Source organism: Flavobacterium rivuli WB 3.3-2 = DSM 21788 (assembly GCF_000378485.1).
Lineage (GTDB): Bacteria > Bacteroidota > Bacteroidia > Flavobacteriales > Flavobacteriaceae > Flavobacterium > Flavobacterium rivuli.
Map to the genome: position 1 here is coordinate 442,895 of NZ_KB899968.1, position 18,785 is coordinate 461,679.

Annotated in this window: 20 protein-coding genes; 9 read left to right on the forward strand and 11 right to left on the reverse strand. The window is 36.9% G+C overall.

The window, feature by feature from the left end:
- Positions 1 to 3: 3 nt before the first annotated feature.
- From aroQ to F565_RS0108855, 3 genes are all read right to left on the reverse strand, one after another.
- Complete coding sequence (gene aroQ, locus F565_RS0108845; RefSeq protein ID WP_020212862.1) at positions 4 to 417, reverse strand: type II 3-dehydroquinate dehydratase; 414 nt, start codon at positions 415 to 417, stop codon at positions 4 to 6.
- A gap of 139 nt (positions 418 to 556) precedes the next feature.
- Positions 557 to 1,114 carry a porin family protein gene (locus F565_RS0108850; protein ID WP_020212863.1) on the reverse strand — a complete coding sequence of 186 codons (558 nt, stop codon included), beginning with the start codon at positions 1,112 to 1,114 and terminating at the stop codon, positions 557 to 559.
- Between the two features lie 30 nt (positions 1,115 to 1,144).
- Positions 1,145 to 1,666: a porin family protein gene (locus tag F565_RS0108855; protein ID WP_020212864.1), complete on the reverse strand. Its 522-nt coding sequence runs from the start codon at positions 1,664 to 1,666 to the stop codon at positions 1,145 to 1,147.
- A 196-nt stretch (positions 1,667 to 1,862) separates the two neighbouring features.
- On the opposite strand from F565_RS0108855, the gene F565_RS0108860 reads away from it, so the two are divergent.
- Complete coding sequence (locus F565_RS0108860) at positions 1,863 to 4,439, forward strand: DUF7619 domain-containing protein (protein ID WP_020212865.1); 2,577 nt, start codon at positions 1,863 to 1,865, stop codon at positions 4,437 to 4,439.
- A gap of 74 nt (positions 4,440 to 4,513) precedes the next feature.
- Here F565_RS0108860 and F565_RS0108865 read toward each other — a convergent pair whose 3' ends face one another.
- The 3 genes from F565_RS0108865 to F565_RS0108875 all read right to left on the reverse strand — a co-directional run bounded on the left by F565_RS0108865 (position 4,514) and on the right by F565_RS0108875 (position 5,816).
- Positions 4,514 to 5,008, reverse strand: coding sequence for a hypothetical protein (locus tag F565_RS0108865; protein WP_020212866.1), 495 nt, complete (start codon positions 5,006 to 5,008; stop codon positions 4,514 to 4,516).
- A gap of 18 nt (positions 5,009 to 5,026) precedes the next feature.
- Positions 5,027 to 5,293, reverse strand: coding sequence for a hypothetical protein (locus F565_RS0108870; RefSeq protein ID WP_020212867.1), 267 nt, complete (start codon positions 5,291 to 5,293; stop codon positions 5,027 to 5,029).
- 142 nt (positions 5,294 to 5,435) lie between these two features.
- The gene (locus F565_RS0108875) at positions 5,436 to 5,816 is read right to left on the reverse strand and encodes a helix-turn-helix domain-containing protein (RefSeq protein ID WP_020212868.1); all 381 of its coding nucleotides are present in this window, start codon (positions 5,814 to 5,816) and stop codon (positions 5,436 to 5,438) included.
- 98 nt (positions 5,817 to 5,914) lie between these two features.
- On the opposite strand from F565_RS0108875, the gene F565_RS0108880 reads away from it, so the two are divergent.
- Positions 5,915 to 6,112, forward strand: a complete 198-nt coding sequence (locus F565_RS0108880) for a hypothetical protein (RefSeq protein WP_020212869.1) — start codon at positions 5,915 to 5,917, stop codon at positions 6,110 to 6,112.
- A gap of 57 nt (positions 6,113 to 6,169) precedes the next feature.
- Here the strand turns inward: F565_RS0108880 and F565_RS0108885 are convergent, their stop codons facing one another.
- Together F565_RS0108885 and F565_RS0108890 are read right to left on the reverse strand one after the other, a co-directional pair.
- The gene (locus F565_RS0108885; RefSeq protein WP_020212870.1) at positions 6,170 to 6,424 is read right to left on the reverse strand and encodes a hypothetical protein; all 255 of its coding nucleotides are present in this window, start codon (positions 6,422 to 6,424) and stop codon (positions 6,170 to 6,172) included.
- A 192-nt stretch (positions 6,425 to 6,616) separates the two neighbouring features.
- On the reverse strand, positions 6,617 to 7,720 hold the full coding sequence (locus F565_RS0108890; protein ID WP_020212871.1) for a DegT/DnrJ/EryC1/StrS family aminotransferase: 1,104 nt from the start codon (positions 7,718 to 7,720) through the stop codon (positions 6,617 to 6,619).
- 195 nt (positions 7,721 to 7,915) lie between these two features.
- Between F565_RS0108890 and F565_RS0108895 the strand changes: the two genes are divergently transcribed.
- From F565_RS0108895 to F565_RS0108910, 4 genes are all read left to right on the forward strand, one after another.
- Positions 7,916 to 8,809, forward strand: a complete 894-nt coding sequence (locus tag F565_RS0108895) for an FkbM family methyltransferase (protein WP_081621326.1) — start codon at positions 7,916 to 7,918, stop codon at positions 8,807 to 8,809.
- Positions 8,806 to 9,936, forward strand: coding sequence for a glycosyltransferase family 4 protein (locus tag F565_RS0108900; protein WP_020212873.1), 1,131 nt, complete (start codon positions 8,806 to 8,808; stop codon positions 9,934 to 9,936). Before F565_RS0108895 ends, F565_RS0108900 begins: the two co-directional genes overlap by 4 nt.
- A gap of 23 nt (positions 9,937 to 9,959) precedes the next feature.
- A complete protein-coding gene (locus tag F565_RS0108905; protein ID WP_020212874.1) occupies positions 9,960 to 10,769 on the forward strand; it encodes a glycosyltransferase family 2 protein in 810 nt (269 codons plus the stop codon).
- A gap of 87 nt (positions 10,770 to 10,856) precedes the next feature.
- Positions 10,857 to 11,750, forward strand: coding sequence for a hypothetical protein (locus F565_RS0108910; RefSeq protein WP_020212875.1), 894 nt, complete (start codon positions 10,857 to 10,859; stop codon positions 11,748 to 11,750).
- 334 nt (positions 11,751 to 12,084) lie between these two features.
- On the opposite strand, the gene F565_RS0108915 is transcribed toward F565_RS0108910, so the two are convergent.
- Entirely contained in the window at positions 12,085 to 13,146 is a 1,062-nt protein-coding gene (locus F565_RS0108915) for a glycosyltransferase family 4 protein (protein ID WP_020212876.1), read from the reverse strand.
- Positions 13,147 to 13,221: 75 nt separating this feature from the next.
- On the opposite strand from F565_RS0108915, the gene F565_RS0108920 reads away from it, so the two are divergent.
- Positions 13,222 to 13,986 (forward strand): protein kinase family protein, encoded by a 765-nt coding sequence (locus F565_RS0108920; protein ID WP_020212877.1) that lies wholly within the window; start codon positions 13,222 to 13,224, stop codon positions 13,984 to 13,986.
- Between the two features lie 19 nt (positions 13,987 to 14,005).
- Entirely contained in the window at positions 14,006 to 14,812 is an 807-nt protein-coding gene (locus F565_RS0108925) for a glycosyltransferase family 2 protein (RefSeq protein ID WP_020212878.1), read from the forward strand.
- Here the strand turns inward: F565_RS0108925 and F565_RS22655 are convergent.
- Together F565_RS22655 and F565_RS0108935 are read right to left on the reverse strand one after the other, a co-directional pair.
- Entirely contained in the window at positions 14,805 to 16,640 is a 1,836-nt protein-coding gene (locus tag F565_RS22655) for a glycosyltransferase (protein ID WP_020212879.1), read from the reverse strand. The two genes, F565_RS0108925 and F565_RS22655, sit on opposite strands and share 8 nt — an antisense overlap.
- Positions 16,641 to 16,642: 2 nt before the next feature.
- Positions 16,643 to 17,458: a 2,3,4,5-tetrahydropyridine-2,6-dicarboxylate N-succinyltransferase gene (locus tag F565_RS0108935; protein ID WP_020212880.1), complete on the reverse strand. Its 816-nt coding sequence runs from the start codon at positions 17,456 to 17,458 to the stop codon at positions 16,643 to 16,645.
- Between the two features lie 139 nt (positions 17,459 to 17,597).
- Here F565_RS0108935 and F565_RS0108940 point away from each other — a divergent pair, with 139 nt between their 5' ends.
- Positions 17,598 to 18,329: a class I SAM-dependent methyltransferase gene (locus F565_RS0108940; protein ID WP_020212881.1), complete on the forward strand. Its 732-nt coding sequence runs from the start codon at positions 17,598 to 17,600 to the stop codon at positions 18,327 to 18,329.
- Positions 18,330 to 18,785: the final 456 nt, after the last annotated feature.

Consider the following 18,785-nt stretch of genomic DNA (forward strand, 5'->3'; position numbering starts at 1 on the left):
TTTTTATAAAAATGATTGTAATGCAAGCTCATAGCTTTTTAGCCCAAAGCCAATAATAACTCCCGCAGATACAGGTGATATAAACGACTGGTGCCTAAAGGTTTCTCTCGAAAATGTATTAGATATATGTACTTCTATAACCGGAGTGGTTACGGCCTTAACAGCATCGCCTATACCTATGGATGTGTGGGTATAAGCACCTGCATTTAGTATTATACCATCATAATTAAATCCGGTTTCCTGTATTTTGGTTATAATTTCGCCCTCTATATTGCTTTGAAAGTAATGTAATTTTATTCCGGGAAATTTTAATTGCAGCTCTGCAAAATAATCTTCAAACGTGCGGCCACCGTATATTTCGGGTTCCCTTTTGCCTAAAAGGTTAAGGTTGGGGCCGTTAATAATAACAATATTCATTTGTGCATTAATTTAAAGTAAATGTAAGTATTAACTGAAATGGATGTATATGGGTTAATAAAAAATTTAACATATAAGCCAATAAAAAAACCGGTTTTATCTTAAAGACAAACCGGTTTTTGTATAATATTTAAAATTTTTAGAAAAAGTACCCTACAGATAACTGGAATACACCATTCTTAACATCGCCTCTTACTTCGCTGTCATTAACATTGGTAAGGCCAATGTTGTAACGTGCCTGAGCAAAAAGGCCTGCAATAATTTTTAGTTCTAAACCACCGGAAGCGGCAAGGTCGAATTTTTTAGTTTCAAAAATGTCATCGGCATCATTAACAAGGAATGAGAACTGAGGTCCTGCAGTAATGCTTAGTGTATTAGGCAATATGTAAAATTTAGCCAGTACCGGTACCGATATGTAATCAAGTTTAATATCTCTTGCTACACCTACCACACCATCTGCCTCATATTTAGCTTTACCTCCCTGAGAAGAGAAAAGCCCTTCTGCCTGTACAGAGAATGTAGGCACAATGTTAAGTTCTAATACTGCACCGGCATGAAAGCTGGTAATTCCGTCAGTATCAAGATCGCCCTGAAAGTTAGAGAAGTTAGCTCCTGCTTTAATACCAAAGTTTAATCCTTGTGCCTGCGTGGCAAATGTGCCTGCAAGCAATACTACTGCTAAAAGAAATTTTTTCATGGTTTTAAAAATAGTTAAGTTGGTTTATAATTAAAAAATAAAACCTAAAGAAGCCGAAACAACGGTGTTCTTAAGATCTGTGTTATTTGTTACGTCTTTAGTACCCTGGTAATAGCGTGCCTGTACAAAAAAGCCATCGGTAATAAAATATTCCAGTCCGCCGGTTAACCCAAAATCAAATGTTTCACTATTGTACCGGCTAAAATTGTCCGACTCGCTTAGCAGCATCCCAAATTGTGGGCCTGCCTGGAGGTTAAAACCATCTGTAACGTATACTTTAAGCAATACGGGAACACTAAAATAATTAAGCTTAATTTCTTCATTGCGCAACTTTGCACCCTGTGCAGAGTATAAAAATTCCGGCTGAACGCTTATAAAGCTGTTTAAATCGGCTTCATATAATACACCTATATGCCAGTTTGTAAGAACATTAAAATTATCGGGGCCATCGCCCTTTAGGTTCGCAAAATTAAACCCGCCTTTTATTCCAAATTGTGCCTGTGCTGTAAAACCTGCAAAGGCTAAAAAAATTGTGAGTAGTACTTTCTTCATGTATGCTCTAAGGATTACACAACAAAAATAGAGAAAAGTAGTATTAAATATTTCAATTTTAATTTCACTTTAACCATTTTAATTTAATCTTCATTTTAACCATATAATTTTATTATAACGTAAATATTTGTTAAACAGCAGGTAGGGTTTTTATTTTTAAAAATGTTTAACATACAGCAACCAAACAATCTCTCTTATGAAAAAACAAATACTCATGCTTTTTGCCATGATGTTAATGGCTACAAGCACATTTGCACAGGCTACGGCTTACCCAGTGCCAGACCTGGTACAATGCAATTACGAAATTTTTGACCTTACCGTACAGGATGCTATTGTGCTGGGCGATCAGGATCCGGGGCTATATAGTGTTACTTATTTTGAAACGTATGCCGATGCACAGTATAATAGGAATGCTATTACAAATCCGACGGTTTATGTACCTGTTATGATTAACCCGGTACTATACATACAGGTTGCTAATGTAACTAATGATGATATTGCAATAACATCCTTTAACGTAGTAATTAACAGTGTACAATTACAAAGCTTTCCTGATGTTCATGCCTGTACTTCATACACGCTGGCTCCATTAAATTCCGGAAATGAGTACAGGACTGCCACAGATGGCGGAGGGTCTCAATTGTATGCCGGCACTCAAATTACATCTTCGCAAACAATTTACGTATATAGCCCATTATGTGGCGAAGAGTCTGTCTTTGTAATTACTATTGGGGCTATAGCATTACCATCAATAGAAAATGTACAGGCCTGCGGATCGTATACATTACCCTTACTTGCTGTAGGTAATTATTATACTGCACCTAACGGTGCAGGTACGCAAATTGCTGCGGGCACAACTATTACAAGTACACAAACTATATATGTGTTTGCCCAGGAGGAAAGCTGTACAGATGAAGATAGCTTTACTGTAACTATATCGCCCACAATGGCAATAGACCCGGAAAATGTAGCGGTTTGTGGATCCTACACTTTGCCTGCCTTAGAGGCTGGTGGATATTACACAAGCCCTGACGGGCCTAACGGCATCGGAGTTTTAGTGCCGGCAGGCACTGTTATTACAACATCGCAAACACTTTATTTATATCTTGTATATGGTGCCTGCGTTATAGAGGGCGAATTTGTTATAACCATACTTACAAGCGATACCATACAGCTAACGCCGCTAACTGCCTGTGGTAACGACACCGGTATTGCAACTTTCGATCTTACACAGGCTACCGCACAAATACAGCAAACCATACCTAACGCAAGGGTGCAGTTTTTTGTAACTCCTATGGATGCCGCAACGAATACTAATCCTATTGTGAATGCCAATGCTTATTTTACACCATCAACAACTATATATGCGGGAGTTACCATTCCGGATAATTGTTACTATACCCTTGCGCTCAATTTAGTTATTACAGAGTGTACAAACTCTGTACTTACAGGAATAGTAAGGTATGACGCAAATACTAACGGATGTGATAGTAATGATGCGGGTTTTGCAGGCACACAGGTAAGTCTTATTATGGGCAACGTTATTTATAACACTTTTACCAATGCAGCGGGAGAGTATGCTTTTTACAATATAACTAACGGCTCAGGAGAGGTTGTACTAAGTGCAGTAAATACTAATGTTTATAATGTTTCGCCGGCAGGGTATGATGTTGTAATAAGTAATGAGCCTTATACAGCTGATTTTTGCGTTAGTCCTATAGATCCTTTTACAAATGTATCTGTTGCTATATGGCCGTCTACCACAGTTGTGCCCGGGTTTGCGGCAGGATATTATATAGCCATTTACAATGATGGCACTAATGTAGAGAGTGGCCAGGTTACATTTACTTTTGATAGTTCTAAATATACCTTCCTGTCTTCATCAGAAACCGGAACGGTATCAGGAAATACCGTAACATTTGATTATGCCAATCTGTTACCGGGAGAGCAACGGTATATTTTTGCCGACTTTACAGCTGCCCAGCCGCCGGTACTTAACCTGGGCGATGAGGTTGTGGTGAGTGCTTCGATTACACCGCTGACAGAGGATACTTACCCGGAAAACAATACATACACGCTAACTCAAACTGTTGTTAACTCTTACGACCCTAATGATATAACGGTAGATAAAGGCGAATTCATTACTTTAGATCAGGCTACAGGCTATCTGCAATATACCATCCGTTTCCAAAATATGGGTACTGCCAATGCTACTAATGTGAGGATAGCTACGGTCCTCGATCCTAATCTTGACTGGGAAACATTTGAACCTGTGGGCGCAAGCCATACGTATCGCGCAAATCGTACAGGACAGGATGTGTATTTTAGTTTTGAGGGTATACAGTTACCTTATGAAAGTGCCGATGAACCTGCAAGCCACGGATCTGTAAGCTACCGCATAAAACCAAAAGCTACTATAGCAATAGGAGATGTAATGACGGCGCAGGCAGGTATTTACTTTGATTTTAATGAAGCAATTATAACCAATATTGCCACAACAACGGTAAGGGCTGTTGCAGGTTTAAATACTGTAAGCAATAATAGTTTTAAAATATACCCCAACCCGGCTACAGGCATTGTAAACCTTGAGCTTAATAATGTTATTAATGCAACTGCTGTAACTATTACCGATGTGTTGGGCAAAACGGTACTTAAAGATGTTATTAGCGGTACACAGGCTACGGTAAATATAACATCGCTAAAAAGCGGGCTATATTTCGTGACCCTTAAAACCGATGGTAAACAACTAACAGAAAAATTAATTGTAAAATAAATATTTGTGTGTTTTTAATTTTAAAAATGCCCCTTGCGAAAGCAAGGGGCATTTTAGTTTTAAAGAATTATTTTTTATAAAGCAGTAAGCAATCCCGCCATGTTTATGTATTTACCTTCCCGGCCGGTTATCCTGTAATCAAAGGTATACGTTAGGTCGCCTTCTAAAAAATCTTTATAATATCGGGTATCGTGTACCATACGATCATGTTCGGTAATATCGGGTGGGGGCAGGGTAAGCTCTGTATTGCTTATGCCTTCAACAATAAATTCGTAAGTGTCTTTCTCAAATGTTTTTATTACTCCCGATAGTTTAAAATCATCACTATCGGTATTATTATAAATGTCCATATCCAGTTTTATGGAATGCTCTCTATATTCGGCCGCAATGCTGTGCTCATTCTCTTTAAACTTAAAATGGCCATCGGCTTTAAAAAATTCTTTAAAACCGTCAAATATCTTTTTTATTTCTTCACGTTTTAATTCTTTACGCTTGTACTCATACTTCCTTTTATATTCGTCGTGTTCGGCTTTTATGTCAATTTTTATTTTCAGGTATCCTAAATCCATGGTAAGGGTAGTTTAATTTTAAAGTTCGACAACTTTGGGTTTATAAAAATTTACATAAAAAAAGGAATCAGGGTTAACGCCTGCCTCTACCACCTTAGCCTTAACTAATTCTGTTTTGGCCGCATCGTTTTCAATATCAAGAAAAGTAATGAACTCGGCAAGGTTTGTAAATTTAAAGCTCAAATCGGTATTAAGAGAATACTCTGTAATACTGTATTGTGCCGCAGATATTTCTATCCCTGATTTTTTAAAAGCCTCGTGTATGGTGTTCAGGTTTTCGTTCATGGCAGGTATATTTTAAGCCCGGTTAATTAATATTAGTTTATATTTCTTAGAGGTAATTATCTTACTAAGAAACAATCACAAATTATTAATTATATTTTAATCAGGGTCTTAAAATAGCCATAAAGTTTAAGTCTTTATAATGCTATTTCTTTAATAATGTATCTATGGTAAGCTGCATCGCGGCAATGGTTTGTTCCTGCGCAGCAATGGTTTTAAGAAGGGCATCTTTTTCGGTAGAATAATCAGATAAGGCGGGCTCAGCAACTGTGGTAGTGTAATTTGTTGTAGCGGTATAGCCCTTATATTTTAAGTAGAGGTCTAAATTTACAAATTCGTCGAGGGTAATGCTATATTCCTCACAAATTTTTTGCATTATTTCAACCTTAGGGTAAGAAATGCCACGCACATAAGTTCCTACAACACTTTTTTTAAGTCCGAATTTAGCACCAAAGTCATCCTGCGATAAAAAATTGTTTTCGCATAGATATTTAATATTCAATCCTATGTAGTTCTTGATGGGCATATTAATTATTTATAAAAAGAATTTTATTTGTTTTTACGATTTAAATTTCTATATTTAACTTTATAAATATACAGAAAATATTTGCAAAATACCAGAACATGACAGTTAGCGAATTTTTGAAAGAAAGGAACACAAAAATTATAGAACGTTATAAACAACTCAGGGATGATAAAGTATCCGGTAGCGAGGCAAAGCAAATTATAAGCAGTGAGTTTGCAGGGCTCTCAATACACACAATAGGGCAAATAGTTTACAATAAAGAATATTCTAACAGCCCACATAAAGATAAGTCATAAAAAAAGCTCCGGTAATATACCGAAGCTCTTCCTGAATTAATAAGTAAGATATATTTTTTACAGTTTATCTGTTTCCACTATTTGCAGTTTGCCTGCAGGTACAGTATCTGTAGTGTCTTTAATAAGTAGTACCCCAAAAATATTTAACGGTATGTCTATACCTTCGTCAGAGTTGCGTATTTCTTCCAGTATCGTTTCATAATCGGCAGGGTTAAGTATAAGCGAATCGCCTTTATCTATTTTTTTAGCTAAAAGATAATCCCTGAGTGAGGCTATAGAAATACCGTGTGCAACAACTACAAATTCTGACATATAATTTTTTTTATAATGCTAATTTAGCATCATAAAATCTAATTTTATAAAAGGTTTTGTTAAATTAGGTATTCCTGATAATAGTGTGTAGTACTTACTACCTTAACATATATAAGGTGCACTCATTTTTTTAGCCTGAAAATCTTTACTTACTTCTAATAAACTAAATAGTATGGTAAGCTTATTTTGGGTTTATTTATAAGTGTTTAAAGTATTTACAATCGTTTTAACTTCATCATCAGTAAGTACCGGGCTTATTGGAAGGCTTAAAACTTCTTCATGAATTTGTTCTGTAACAGCAAACGTTAAGTGATTGTACTCGGCATAAGCCTCCTGTTTGGCAGGCGGGGTAGGGTAGTGTATTAATGTCTGGATATCATTCCATGCCAAATATTGCTGCAGCCTGTTGCGTTCTTTAGTGCGTATAACAAAGAGGTGCCACACATGCGCGTTTTCATCTGCCGGGTATAGTGGCAAGATAATATCAGGATGGTTAATGTTGTCTATGTAATACTTTGCTATTTCGCGGCGGCGGTCATTCTCTGCATCAAGATATTTTAACTTAACATCCAGCACAGCAGCCTGAATTTCGTCGAGCCTTGAGTTTAACCCCTGGTATTTATTTACATACTTTTCTTCGCTGCCATAATTAGCCAGAGTGCGTATGGTTTGTGCTAAAGCATCGTCGTTTGTGGTAACAGCACCGGCATCGCCCAGTGCGCCCAGGTTTTTTCCTGGATAAAAGCTAAACCCGGCAGCATCGCCCAGGTTACCGGTTTTAGTGCCCTTATATTCGGCACCTATGGCCTGTGCATTATCTTCAATAATTTTGAGGTTGTGTTGCTGTGCCAATGCTTTTAACCCATCTGAAAATACTGCCTGGCCGTACAAATGCACAATCATTACAGCCTTGGTTTTAAGAGTAACTGCCTGCTCAATTTTATTCAGGTCTATATTATACGTTTCAATATCAGGTTCAACAAAAACAGGGGTAAGGTTATTATCTGTAATGGCTAAAATGCTTGCTATATAGGTGTTAGCAGGCACAATGACTTCGTCTCCCGGTTGCATGATACCAAGTTCTATATATGTTTTAAATATAAGGCGAAGGGCATCGAGCCCGTTTGCTACACCAATGGCATGTTTAATCCCAATATATTTTGCAAGGTTTTGCTCAAAGCCTTTTACCTCGTTGCCCAAAAGATACCAGCCACTACGAAATGTTTTTAGCATACGCTCTTCAATTTCCTGTTGGTGGGCAAGGTTTACTTGTAAAAGGTCGAGAAATTTTATCATGGTATAAAAGTACTAAATACAGATTAAAGAAAAAATAGTGGCTTTTAGTATTAGGATTTAAAGCAGTTTACATAAACTTGTGGTCGTGCTGATACAGAAATTTCTATATTTGCCATCCGCATTTTAGGGGTATGTAATGAAAATTACATAAATTGTCGTAAGCTGAAAGATTTAACAATATACCAGGGATTTTAGATGAAGATAAAGAGTTTATTTCTCAAGACGAATGCGAAGAGGGATTATTATTTTGGGAAGTATAAACTTTCATTAAGCAAGCACCACGTGCTTGATAAGTATATGGAAAAATATCCGCTATACGATCGTTTCCTGCCATTGTTATGCTCAGGCTTTAAAGGGCTTATAGTAGATATTGGTGCTAATATAGGCGATACCAGCATTGCTATTTTTGCCCAGAACAACGATGCATTTATTGCAGGTGTAGAACCGGATAAGCTGTTTTTTAATGAGTGTATTCATAATATAAAAATTAATGGTTTGTCTCACAGGTTTTTGGGTATAAATAAGTTTGTTACTACCCAAACAGGAAATTTTGTGGTTAAAAAAAGTAAGAGCCTTTCTACAGGATCTATTGAAAAAGCAGAGGACGGGGCTGCTATAAATTCGCTGTCGTTTTCTGAACTTATGGATCTTATTCCGACAGAAAAAAAGCAGACATTTGATATTTTAAAGATAGATACTGATGGTTTTGACTGGGATATATTAAAATCGTTCTCAGAATTTGCTAAGGATGATGCTAATGTTCCTGAATTTATTTTTTTTGAAATGCAAACATTTCTTAATAACCGCGAAAAGGATATTGATGGAAGGGACGAGATTATTAATAAATACAAGGATGCTTTACACAGTATTAGTAAATTGGGCTATACTAATTTTGCCCTGTTTGATAACTTTGGTACGTTCCTGAAAAAAGTTACATCAGTAGATGAAATTCATGAATTTAACCAGTATATAAAGCGTTCGCAAATAACTAACCTGCACTCTACATTTTACTTTTTAGATGTTTTGGCTTACAAAGCACCGTCTGACACTTATGTAGATGAGGTGCTTAATAAAATGTATACTAAATGAAAATTCTTGTAGACCCTCAAATATATAATTCTCAGGTTTATGGGGGTGTTTCAAGGTACTATACAGAGGTATTTTCGCAATTAAGCACAAAAGATGGCGTGCAGATAGAGATACCCATTTTTTTTTCTAAGAATGAGTATTTAAAAATTAGCAGCTTATATAAAAAGGAGCACAGGCGCTTTAATGCCATACTTAATTTAATGTCTAACCTGGGTATAAGCACCCGGAAGATGGTAAAAAAGAGGAGTAAAAAGAAAGCAATTACTGCGCTCAAAAAACAAAAATATGATATTTTTATACCTACTTATTACGACACTTATTTTTTAGATTATATAAATGGTAATCCTTATGTGCTAACTGTTTATGACATGATTCATGAGCTTTTTCCGCAGTATTTTAACGATGCAAAAGAGATAGTTGCAAACAAGTTGCTGCTCATGCAAAAAGCTGCCAAAATTATTGCTGTTTCGCATAATACTAAAAAGGATATAATAAAGCTCTACCCGGATATTGATGCCTCTAAAATAGAAGTGGTGTATCATGGGAGTTCTATTAATATTACTGAAAGCAAAGCAGTTGATTTACCCGATAACTACATTTTGTTTGTAGGTGTGCGGGACCACTATAAAAATTTTGATTTTTTAATAGCGTCAATTGCATCTTTATTGCAAGAAGATAAAACCCTGCAATTAGTTTGTGCCGGTGGCGGAATGTTTACCACGAAGGAAATAGAATTGCTTGAAAAATATGATCTTAACGGCCGTGTATTACAAAAAAGTTTTAAGGAAGATGAGTTAGGTCAGTTTTATAAAAAAGCAAAGTGTTTTGTTTTTCCGTCTGCTTATGAAGGTTTTGGTATACCGGTTTTAGAGGCAATGGCCTGCGGTTGCCCCATAGTTTTAACCAATAACAGTTCGTTTCCTGAGGTGGCAGGCGATGCCGGTATTTTTTATGAGTTGGGCAATATGTCAGATCTGAAAGAAAAAATAGAATGGGTTACTTATAATGTAAATGTGAGGGCAGAGTATAGTGCTAAAGGCCTGCAACAGGTACAAAAATTTACATGGATGGACGCTGCAGAAAAATGCTTTGCTATATATAAAGAAGCAGCAATTCAAAATAAATAATAGGATTTATATACAAACCACACATGAAATTTTCGATAATTACAGTTAATTACAATAACGCGGCAGGCTTAGAGAAAACCTTTAAAAGCGTTTTTTCTCAAACCTATGCTGATTTTGATTTTGTAGTTATTGATGGTGGAAGTACCGATACCAGTACGAATATTATAGAGCAGCACAAGGATAAAATTTCGTACTGGATAAGCGAAAAAGATACGGGTGTTTACAATGCTATGAATAAAGGCATCAGGGCAGCAAAAGGAGATTTTGTGATATTCATGAACTCCGGCGATGTGTTTTTTGATGCAGATGTATTACAAAATGCATACCCGCTAATAACTCCCGAATATGCAATTTACTATGGGAACAACATTAAAAAAAGCCCCTCTTCAGAGAGGTTAAAGACCTATCCTGCAAAACTTAATTTTTCATTTTTTTATTCGAGTTCGCTTAACCATCAGTCAACTTTTATAAAAAAGTCGTTGTTTGATGATATCTTTTACTACAATGAAAATTACAAGATAGCCTCCGACTGGGAATTTTTTGCGTATGCTATTTGCCTGCAAAACGTACCATATAAATACCTAAACCAAACCATCTCAATTTACGATTTTACAGGAATTTCGTCAACCCAATCTGAGTTGCTCGCAAAAGAAAAACTGGACAGTATAAAAAAATACTTTCCCGCCTTTGAAGATGATTATGTAGACATATCGTTGCTTACATCTAAGCGGGTACAGCAAATTTTCCATATCCAGAAATATCCTGTTGCCTGGAGAATTTTAAAGAATTTTATATCGGTTATATTACTGTTTTTGCCAAAGCTAAAGAAATAATAGAAGGCGGCGGCTGTAACACAGTAACTATAAAAGTCTTTGACCGCAAATTATTTATATTAACTTTGCTATCAAAATTGCACCCCTATGAAAAAAATCCATGTAGGTTTTTTACTTTCTTATGATTTCGATAAACTGCGGTTATCTATCCCACCGGTATATAAACATGCCGACAGGATTTTTATAGCGCAGGACGAAAACTTTTTAACCTGGTCTGGTAATAAATTTGAAGTAGACCCTGCCTTTTTCGAATGGCTTAAGGAGTTTGACGTTGATAATAAGATAGAAATATACAGGGATAATTTTTATATACCTACAATAACTCCTATACAAAACGATACGAGAGAAAGGCACATGCTGTCGCTTAAAATGGGAATAGGCAACTGGTTGATTCAAATAGACAGCGACGAGTATTTTGTAGATTTTGGCAGTTTTGTAAAACAAATGCGAAAATATGATTCGTTTTTAGATAATCCGGCGAAGACTCCTGTACAATTATCAGGCTTTCATATAGATATATATAAGTATGTAGATGAGGGTATATTGTATGTAAAAAACACCTGTAAAGCGCTGTATGCCACAAATTATCCTAATTACAAGCAGGCAAGGCAAACACGCGAAAGGATTATTTACTTAGATGGTTTTACATTTCATGAATCGCTTTCAAGATCTGAAAAAGATTTAGAGAATAAGATTAACAACTGGGGTCACCGTGATGAGGTAAATCCTGAATTTATGGATAAATGGAAGAGGGCTAATAAAGATAATTACCAGGAAATAAAAGATGTATTTTATCTGAATGGTACACAATGGAAGGAGTTAGGTTTTGTACCGGTAAAGAAAATGGACGAAATTAAACGCCATTTTGCCGAAACTAAGGAGATGGAAATAACACCTTTTTTCCTATGGAAGAAAAACTTTGGACAGTGGTTTAAATTTCTAACTAAAAAAACCAACCACGATTACGAGAAGTATTTTTAGGCAATATCAAATACAAAAGAGCCGCTTCCTGATTTAGAAAGCGGCTTTTCTGCATAATATCAATTTTTACCACAAAGCACACAAGGTTTTTCACGAAGAGACACAAAGTAAGCCTTACACTTGCATAATGATAACAATCCTGGGAACCAGAATTGAAGAACACAAGGCTTTATGTGATAGTATAGCTTAGTGTCCCCCCGCCCATGGCGGAATAGAGGCATGCTTTTATTCATGTAGCCTTGTGTTCTTAGTGAAAAACTTCGTGTGCTTTGTGGTAAAACTTTGCATAAAATGATCGCATATCGGTCTAATATATATTCATAAATGATATGAATTACAACCGGTAAAGCGAAATGTACTCTTCGGCAGCTTTATCCCAACTAAAAAAATCAGCGCGGGCTTTTATTTTAGTAAGGTATAAATCAGGGTTTTGTTTAAACTCGCCTAATTTTTGCAGGACAAAATCCCTCATATACTCCGGTTCAAAATTATCCCAGTAAAAAGCAGCATCGCCGCCTATTTCCGGTAATGATGTAAGCGTACTTAAAAATACAGGTTTGCCAAAACGCATGGCTTCTACAGGCGGCAGTCCAAACCCTTCGCGTATAGACGGGAATAAAAAGGCTGCGCAGTTAGCTAAAAAATACTGTTTGCCCTCTTCACTTACCTTTCCCGTCAGGAAAACCCTGTTTTCTAAATTTTTAAGTTTAATATACTCTTTTACTTCCTGTCCATAGGCTTTATCATTCCCGCCGGAAATAACTAAGTTATAACCATCGGTAATTTCAATCATTTTTACAAGGGAGAGAAAATTTTTGCGTTCTACGAAATCGCCTATGCTGTAAAAAAAAGGTTTATCTGTAGGTATTCCGGCGTTGTAGCCGTCAAAATTTACAAGGGTAGAAATTGGGTTACCATTATAAATTACCGTTTGCTCTACATGCGGAATTTGGAAGTAGTTATGTGCCTGTTGCTTTGCAAATTCAGATATATAAGTAATAACATCTGCACGCTTTAATTTTTCTTTAAATATCTTAATGTTAGCTTCGGCCTCTATTTCGTTTTGCTCTTCCATAAAATTTACATCATGAATGGTCAGGATATATTTTCCGGGGGCAAACATGGGTTCTACTTTAGTATTTTGGTTCAGGCTGTGCCACACATCAAATTTTTGCCTGATCCTGAACATAGCATGGCGTTGCAGGCTGGTGTATTTTTTATATTTAAAGATGTCTTTAAACTCTTCAGCGGCCTTTTGCGGGTTTTTCAGGTTTAAGTAAATTTCAAGATCTGTTAGCGGTTTCCCGGCAATAGCCTTAATAAGTTCATAATTAAAAGTGCCAAGCCCACCGGCCCGGTTTTTCATATTATGCGATTCCAGAAAAACAGATTTCATAACTTTTTTTCGTAAAAATATCATTTAATTTAGATTCACTGCCCAGTAATACTTATTTTTGTTCAAATTATTTTTATGCAGTTCCGGATTCACCAGGATTTTAAAAACCTTACTCAAAACCTGATTTTAGTTATTGATAATTTTAAAGATCAGGGCAAAGATTTTGTTATTGGTACACGGAATATTATAAAAGAATTTGATGTAGATGGCAATAAGGTTATTGTAAAATCTTTTAAAATACCTAATGTATTAAATAAGCTTATATACAGGTACTTTAGGAAATCTAAAGCTAAGCGCTCTTACGAGTATGCTATTAAACTGCAGGAAAAAGGCATAGGCACACCACAGCCGTATGCATGGTTTGAAAATCACGATATTTTAGGGTTAACAGACAGCTACTACATAAGTGAGCATCTTTTTGCCGACCTTACCTTTAGGGAGCTGGTAGAGATTCCTGATTTTCCTGACCACGAAAACATACTAAGGCAGTTTACCCATTTTTGTTTTTTACTACATGAAAAAGGTGTAGAATTTACTGACCATTCTCCCGGCAATACCCTGATTAAAAAAGTGGCAGATGGCAAGTATAACTTTTACCTGGTAGACCTTAACCGTATGAATTTTCATGACAGCATGAATTTTAACCTGCGAATGGAAAACCTAAAAAGGCTTACGCCAAAGCAGGAAATGGTAGCTGTTATGAGTAACGAGTACGCTAAATATTACAATAAGTCCGAAGCTGAGATATTTGAAAGCCTTTGGCATAAAACGTCCGAATTTCAAAGAAAATTCTGGAGGAAAAGAGCTTTGAAAAAGAAGCTAAAATTTAAAAAAGCATAATTTTCTTAAAAGTTTATACATGAAAGCATCTGTTATAATGAGTACCTATAACGCCGAAGAATGGCTTGAAAAAGTTATTTGGGGCTTTAGTGTGCAATCCGAAAGTGATTTCGAGATTATTATTGCAGATGACGGATCTGGCCCTAAAACAAAAGAATTGATTGACAGGCTTAGGGGCGAAATCAAAATGCCACTAATACACGTATGGCAGGAAGACAACGGTTTCCAGAAAACACAAATTTTAAACAAAGCTATAGTAGCATCATCGTCTGACTATCTTATTTTTACCGATGGCGATTGTATACCCCGCGCGGATTTTGTGGCTACACACCTTGCAAAAAAAGAGCAGGGTTATTTTTTATCGGGTGGATATTTTAAACTCCCTATGGATATTAGCAAAGCTATAACTAAAGAAGATATAGCTGCCCAAAATTGTTTTAATGTAACGTGGCTTCAAGAGAGAGGGTTACAATCGGGCACATTAAAACTTTCTGCAAAAGGTTTAAAAGAAAAATTACTAAACCTTTTAACACCTACAAAAGCAAGCTGGAACGGGCATAACGCATCTGCTTATAAAGCAGAGCTTATTGCTGTAAACGGTTTTAACCAGGAAATGCAATATGGTGGCGAAGACCGCGAAATGGGAGAGAGGCTTTTTAATAAAGGCTTAAAATCTAAACAAATAAGGTACAGCGCCATTTGCGTACACTTAGATCATGCCCGAGGCTATGTAAACCCGGAGATGTGGAAAAAGAATAATGATATAAGGGAGTACACTAAGAAAAATAAAGTAGTTCGCACTACTACAGGTATAGACTTTAATTAAGGTCTGTATATTTTTTAAGTGCGGGCAATATAAGGTCTGGTGTAAAATCTTTGTATAACCGCAATGCCTCTTTTTTCATTTCTTTTGGCGAATTACCTCCATACAGTTCCGGTTTAAAATCATTTAAGTGTACAGATACTGTTTTAATACCATCATCAAACGAGTTCCATGCATCTTTATTAATCCATGTAGAAAAAATGGTAAACGTAGGTATATTAATAGCCTTTGCCATATTAACAGCGCCACCCTCGTTACTAATAAGGGCATCACAATGGTATAGTATAGATAAAAATTCTCTTATACTGCCCGGTGTAATATCCATTTTAATTTTAGCTTGCGTTTGCGGCTGGCACAAATTATAAATTTCTGTAGCCTGCTCTATTTGAGACGGTACATAATTAAAAAGCAGGCAAACATCTTTTTGCGCAATAACGTCGAGCAACTGGGCCATGTAAGGCGCAGGGTATGTTTTGTTTATACCACTGCCCAATACGCCAATCATGTAAAGTTTTGATGCTTTGTTAAGCCCATTCTTTGCAACAATAACACGACCGCTTTCAATCTCTGCATCTGTCATATATATAACAGGCTTGCTCACTAAAGGAGCATCCGGCTGTAATACTTTTAGTAATTGCAGGCGATTATCAAGCGCAAGCCCGGCATTGCTTAGAGGGGTCTTTAGTTCTTTAACCGTATGGGTGTAGAGAAAACTGGTATACCTTTTATAAAAACCTATTTTTTTCTTCGCGCCCGAAAATGCAACAATAAGGTTACTTTCCAGGATGCCGTAAGCATCTATAATAATATCATACTTTTCATTTCTGGTTTCAAAAAGAAACTTAAGGAAAAGCCACTTATTCCTGCGGTACTTATTATCAAATAAAATAACCTTGTCTATATTGGGATTGTTCTCTACAACCGGCTGTGTAAACGGATAGATAAGGTATTCTATACTCGACGCCGAATAGATGTTCTTTAAATTATTGCAAATTATAGAGCTCACCAGTACATCGCCTATCATTTTTTGCTGAATAACCAGTATTTTCAGCTTGAGTAATTGCGGCTCTGCCTGTTGCATTTCTACCAGGTACACGTAGCGCATATACTCATCGGTACTTAATATGCTCGCAATTTCATACCCGCGCCTTCCGTTAAGGAATCCCAGTTTTAAAACAAAATATTTAAAGAACCTAAACCTGGGGCGTATACTAAAATGGTAAAAGTTTGGGGTAATGTTTTTATCCAGTACTTCTTTAGCCTTAAGTTTAGAGTACATAAGCCTTTTGCTTAAAAACTCTTCCTTGTTCTTAAAAGAATAATGGTCTATGGCCGCTTTAAGCAAGCCGGTTTTACCCTGAATAATAAGCTTTTCGTGAACCAGCTTTTTAGAGTACCAGCATTTAGATGTCCTAAAAAGCCTTATAGTTTTATCAGTATTAAAACTATTGTTTATAAGTGGTTTGCCTTCATAATAAAAGGTACGCTTTACAAGAAAAGCAACCTCCTCCGGCTCACTGTTTATTTTTTTTAAAATTTCGGTTATTCCCTTTTGCGATACTCTTTCATCGGCATCAAAAAAGACCACCCAGTCATTAGTGGCCAGTTTTATGGTATAATTTCGTTGAGAAGAAAAATCGTCAAATACCCGCTGGTAAAATCTTACATGCGGAAATTCCTGCTTAATAATTTCCGGAGTCCTGTCGGTACTAAAAGAGTCTACAACAACAATCTCGTCGGCAAACGACATGTTTTGCAGGTACTCCCTTATATTATGCTCCTCATTATAAATTATGGCAAGGGCCGATATTTTAGTGGGGTTACTGTTCATTATTAAACAGCTACATCATATTCCCTCAGGGCATTATTAAGCGATGTTTTTAAATCAGTAGATGGTTTACGTTTGCCTATAATCAGCGCACACGGAACCTGATATTCTCCGGCAGCAAATTTTTTAGTATAGCTGCCCGGTATAACAACACTGCGTGCAGGCACAATACCTTTCATCTCTACAGGTTCATCTCCGGTAACGTCAATAATTTTAGTGCTTGCAGTAAGGCATACATTTGCTCCAAGCACAGCTTCGGTTTCAACACGAACACCTTCTACCACAATACAACGGGAGCCTATAAAAGCGCCGTCTTCTATAATAACCGGTGCAGCCTGTAGTGGCTCGAGCACACCGCCAATACCCACACCGCCGCTAAGGTGTACATTTTTACCTATTTGCGCACAGCTGCCTACCGTAGCCCAGGTATCTACCATAGTACCTTCGTCTACATAAGCACCTATGTTAACATAACTTGGCATTAAAATTACGCCGCTTGATATATAAGCACCGTAGCGTGCTACAGCGTTAGGCACCACACGAATTCCTTTTTCGGCATAGTTACGTTTAAGAAGCATTTTATCATGATATTCAAAAATACCGGCCTCAAGAGTTTCCATTTTCTGGATAGGGAAGTAAAGTACCACCGCTTTTTTAACCCACTCATTAACCTGCCATCCGCCGTTAACAGGTTCAGCAACACGCAGTTTCCCGGTGTCTAATAATTCTATAACCTCACGGATAGCGTTTGTAGTTGTTTCTTCCTGTAAAAGCGCGCGGTCGTTCCACGCCTGTTCTATAATAGATTGTAAAGTATTCATGTCGATATTTGTGATAGGGCAAAGATAGCAATCTGATTAAATTATGGAAGCTTTTACACTAAATATCACTATTTCGAATATTAAATTTACGTATTCTCGTGCCCGGTTTTTGTACCTTTATATATAGTTACAAAATATAATGAAAGACAATTTTTCTACACAGGCAAAAGCCTATGCACAGTACAGGCCATACTATCCGCCCGAAATGATATCCTATATAGTTAGTTTAGTGCCACATAAGGATACTGCTCTTGACGTTGCCACAGGAAACGGACAGGTAGCTGCCGCCCTTGCACCTTATTTTAAAGAGGTGTATGGTACAGATATCAGCGCAAAACAACTGCAAAATGCCATACCGGCACCTAATCTTATATATAAGGAAGGAAGTGCCGAAGATACCGGTTTTAATAATGAACAGTTTAACCTTGTTACCGTTGCCCAGGCTATACACTGGTTTAAGTTTGATGCTTTTTATGCCGAAGTAAAACGGATACTAAAACCCGATGGTATTTTTGTAGTAATGGGCTATGGGTTGTTTTCTACCAATCCTGAAACAGATGTTATAATTAACCACTTCTACAAAGATATCATTGGCTCGTATTGGGATCCTGAACGTAGCTATATAGATGAGAATTACACTACGATCCCTTTTCCGTTTAAAGAAATTGAAGCCAAAAAATTCACTAACCGTTTTACCTGGACGTTCGAACAGCTAATAGGGTATTTAGAAACATGGTCGGCAGTACAGCACTACATAAAACAAAAAGGCACTAACCCTGTAGATCTTATTTGCGGAGAGTTGCAATCGTGCTGGGAAAAAAGCGATAAACAGGTAACGTTCCCGCTATTATTACGAATAGGAAAAATGTAATTATTCTTTATATATAACCACACCTATATATAAGGAGCGGTTTAGGCAAGCGCATATTTGCGATGGCCGGTCCCGCTCTCGCCTATAGCTCTGCGCTGCGCCAGCCTACCGGCAGGCAGGCTTCGAGGCTGCCGGCTCCATCGGGGCTATAAGCCGTCGGGATTTTGTGTTTGCAATTCCGTCCTGGCTCCTTTCTTATGTATAGTTACGAATTCGTGCAAATAAGTGCAATTCGTGTCACCTTATATATAAGAGTAAATCTTTGCGCATCTTCGTGCCTTCTTCGCGCAACTTTGCGCAATAACCTCTTTGAAACAAAAAAACTTTCGTTTCCAAGCTTCACGTTAACAAAGAGTTAAGAAAAAGAATAAAAAAAGTAAGAAATAAGTCTTTGAAAAGACAAAAGAAGTGTTACTTTTGCACCCGCTAACAAGCACAAGTTCATTGAGAGATTGA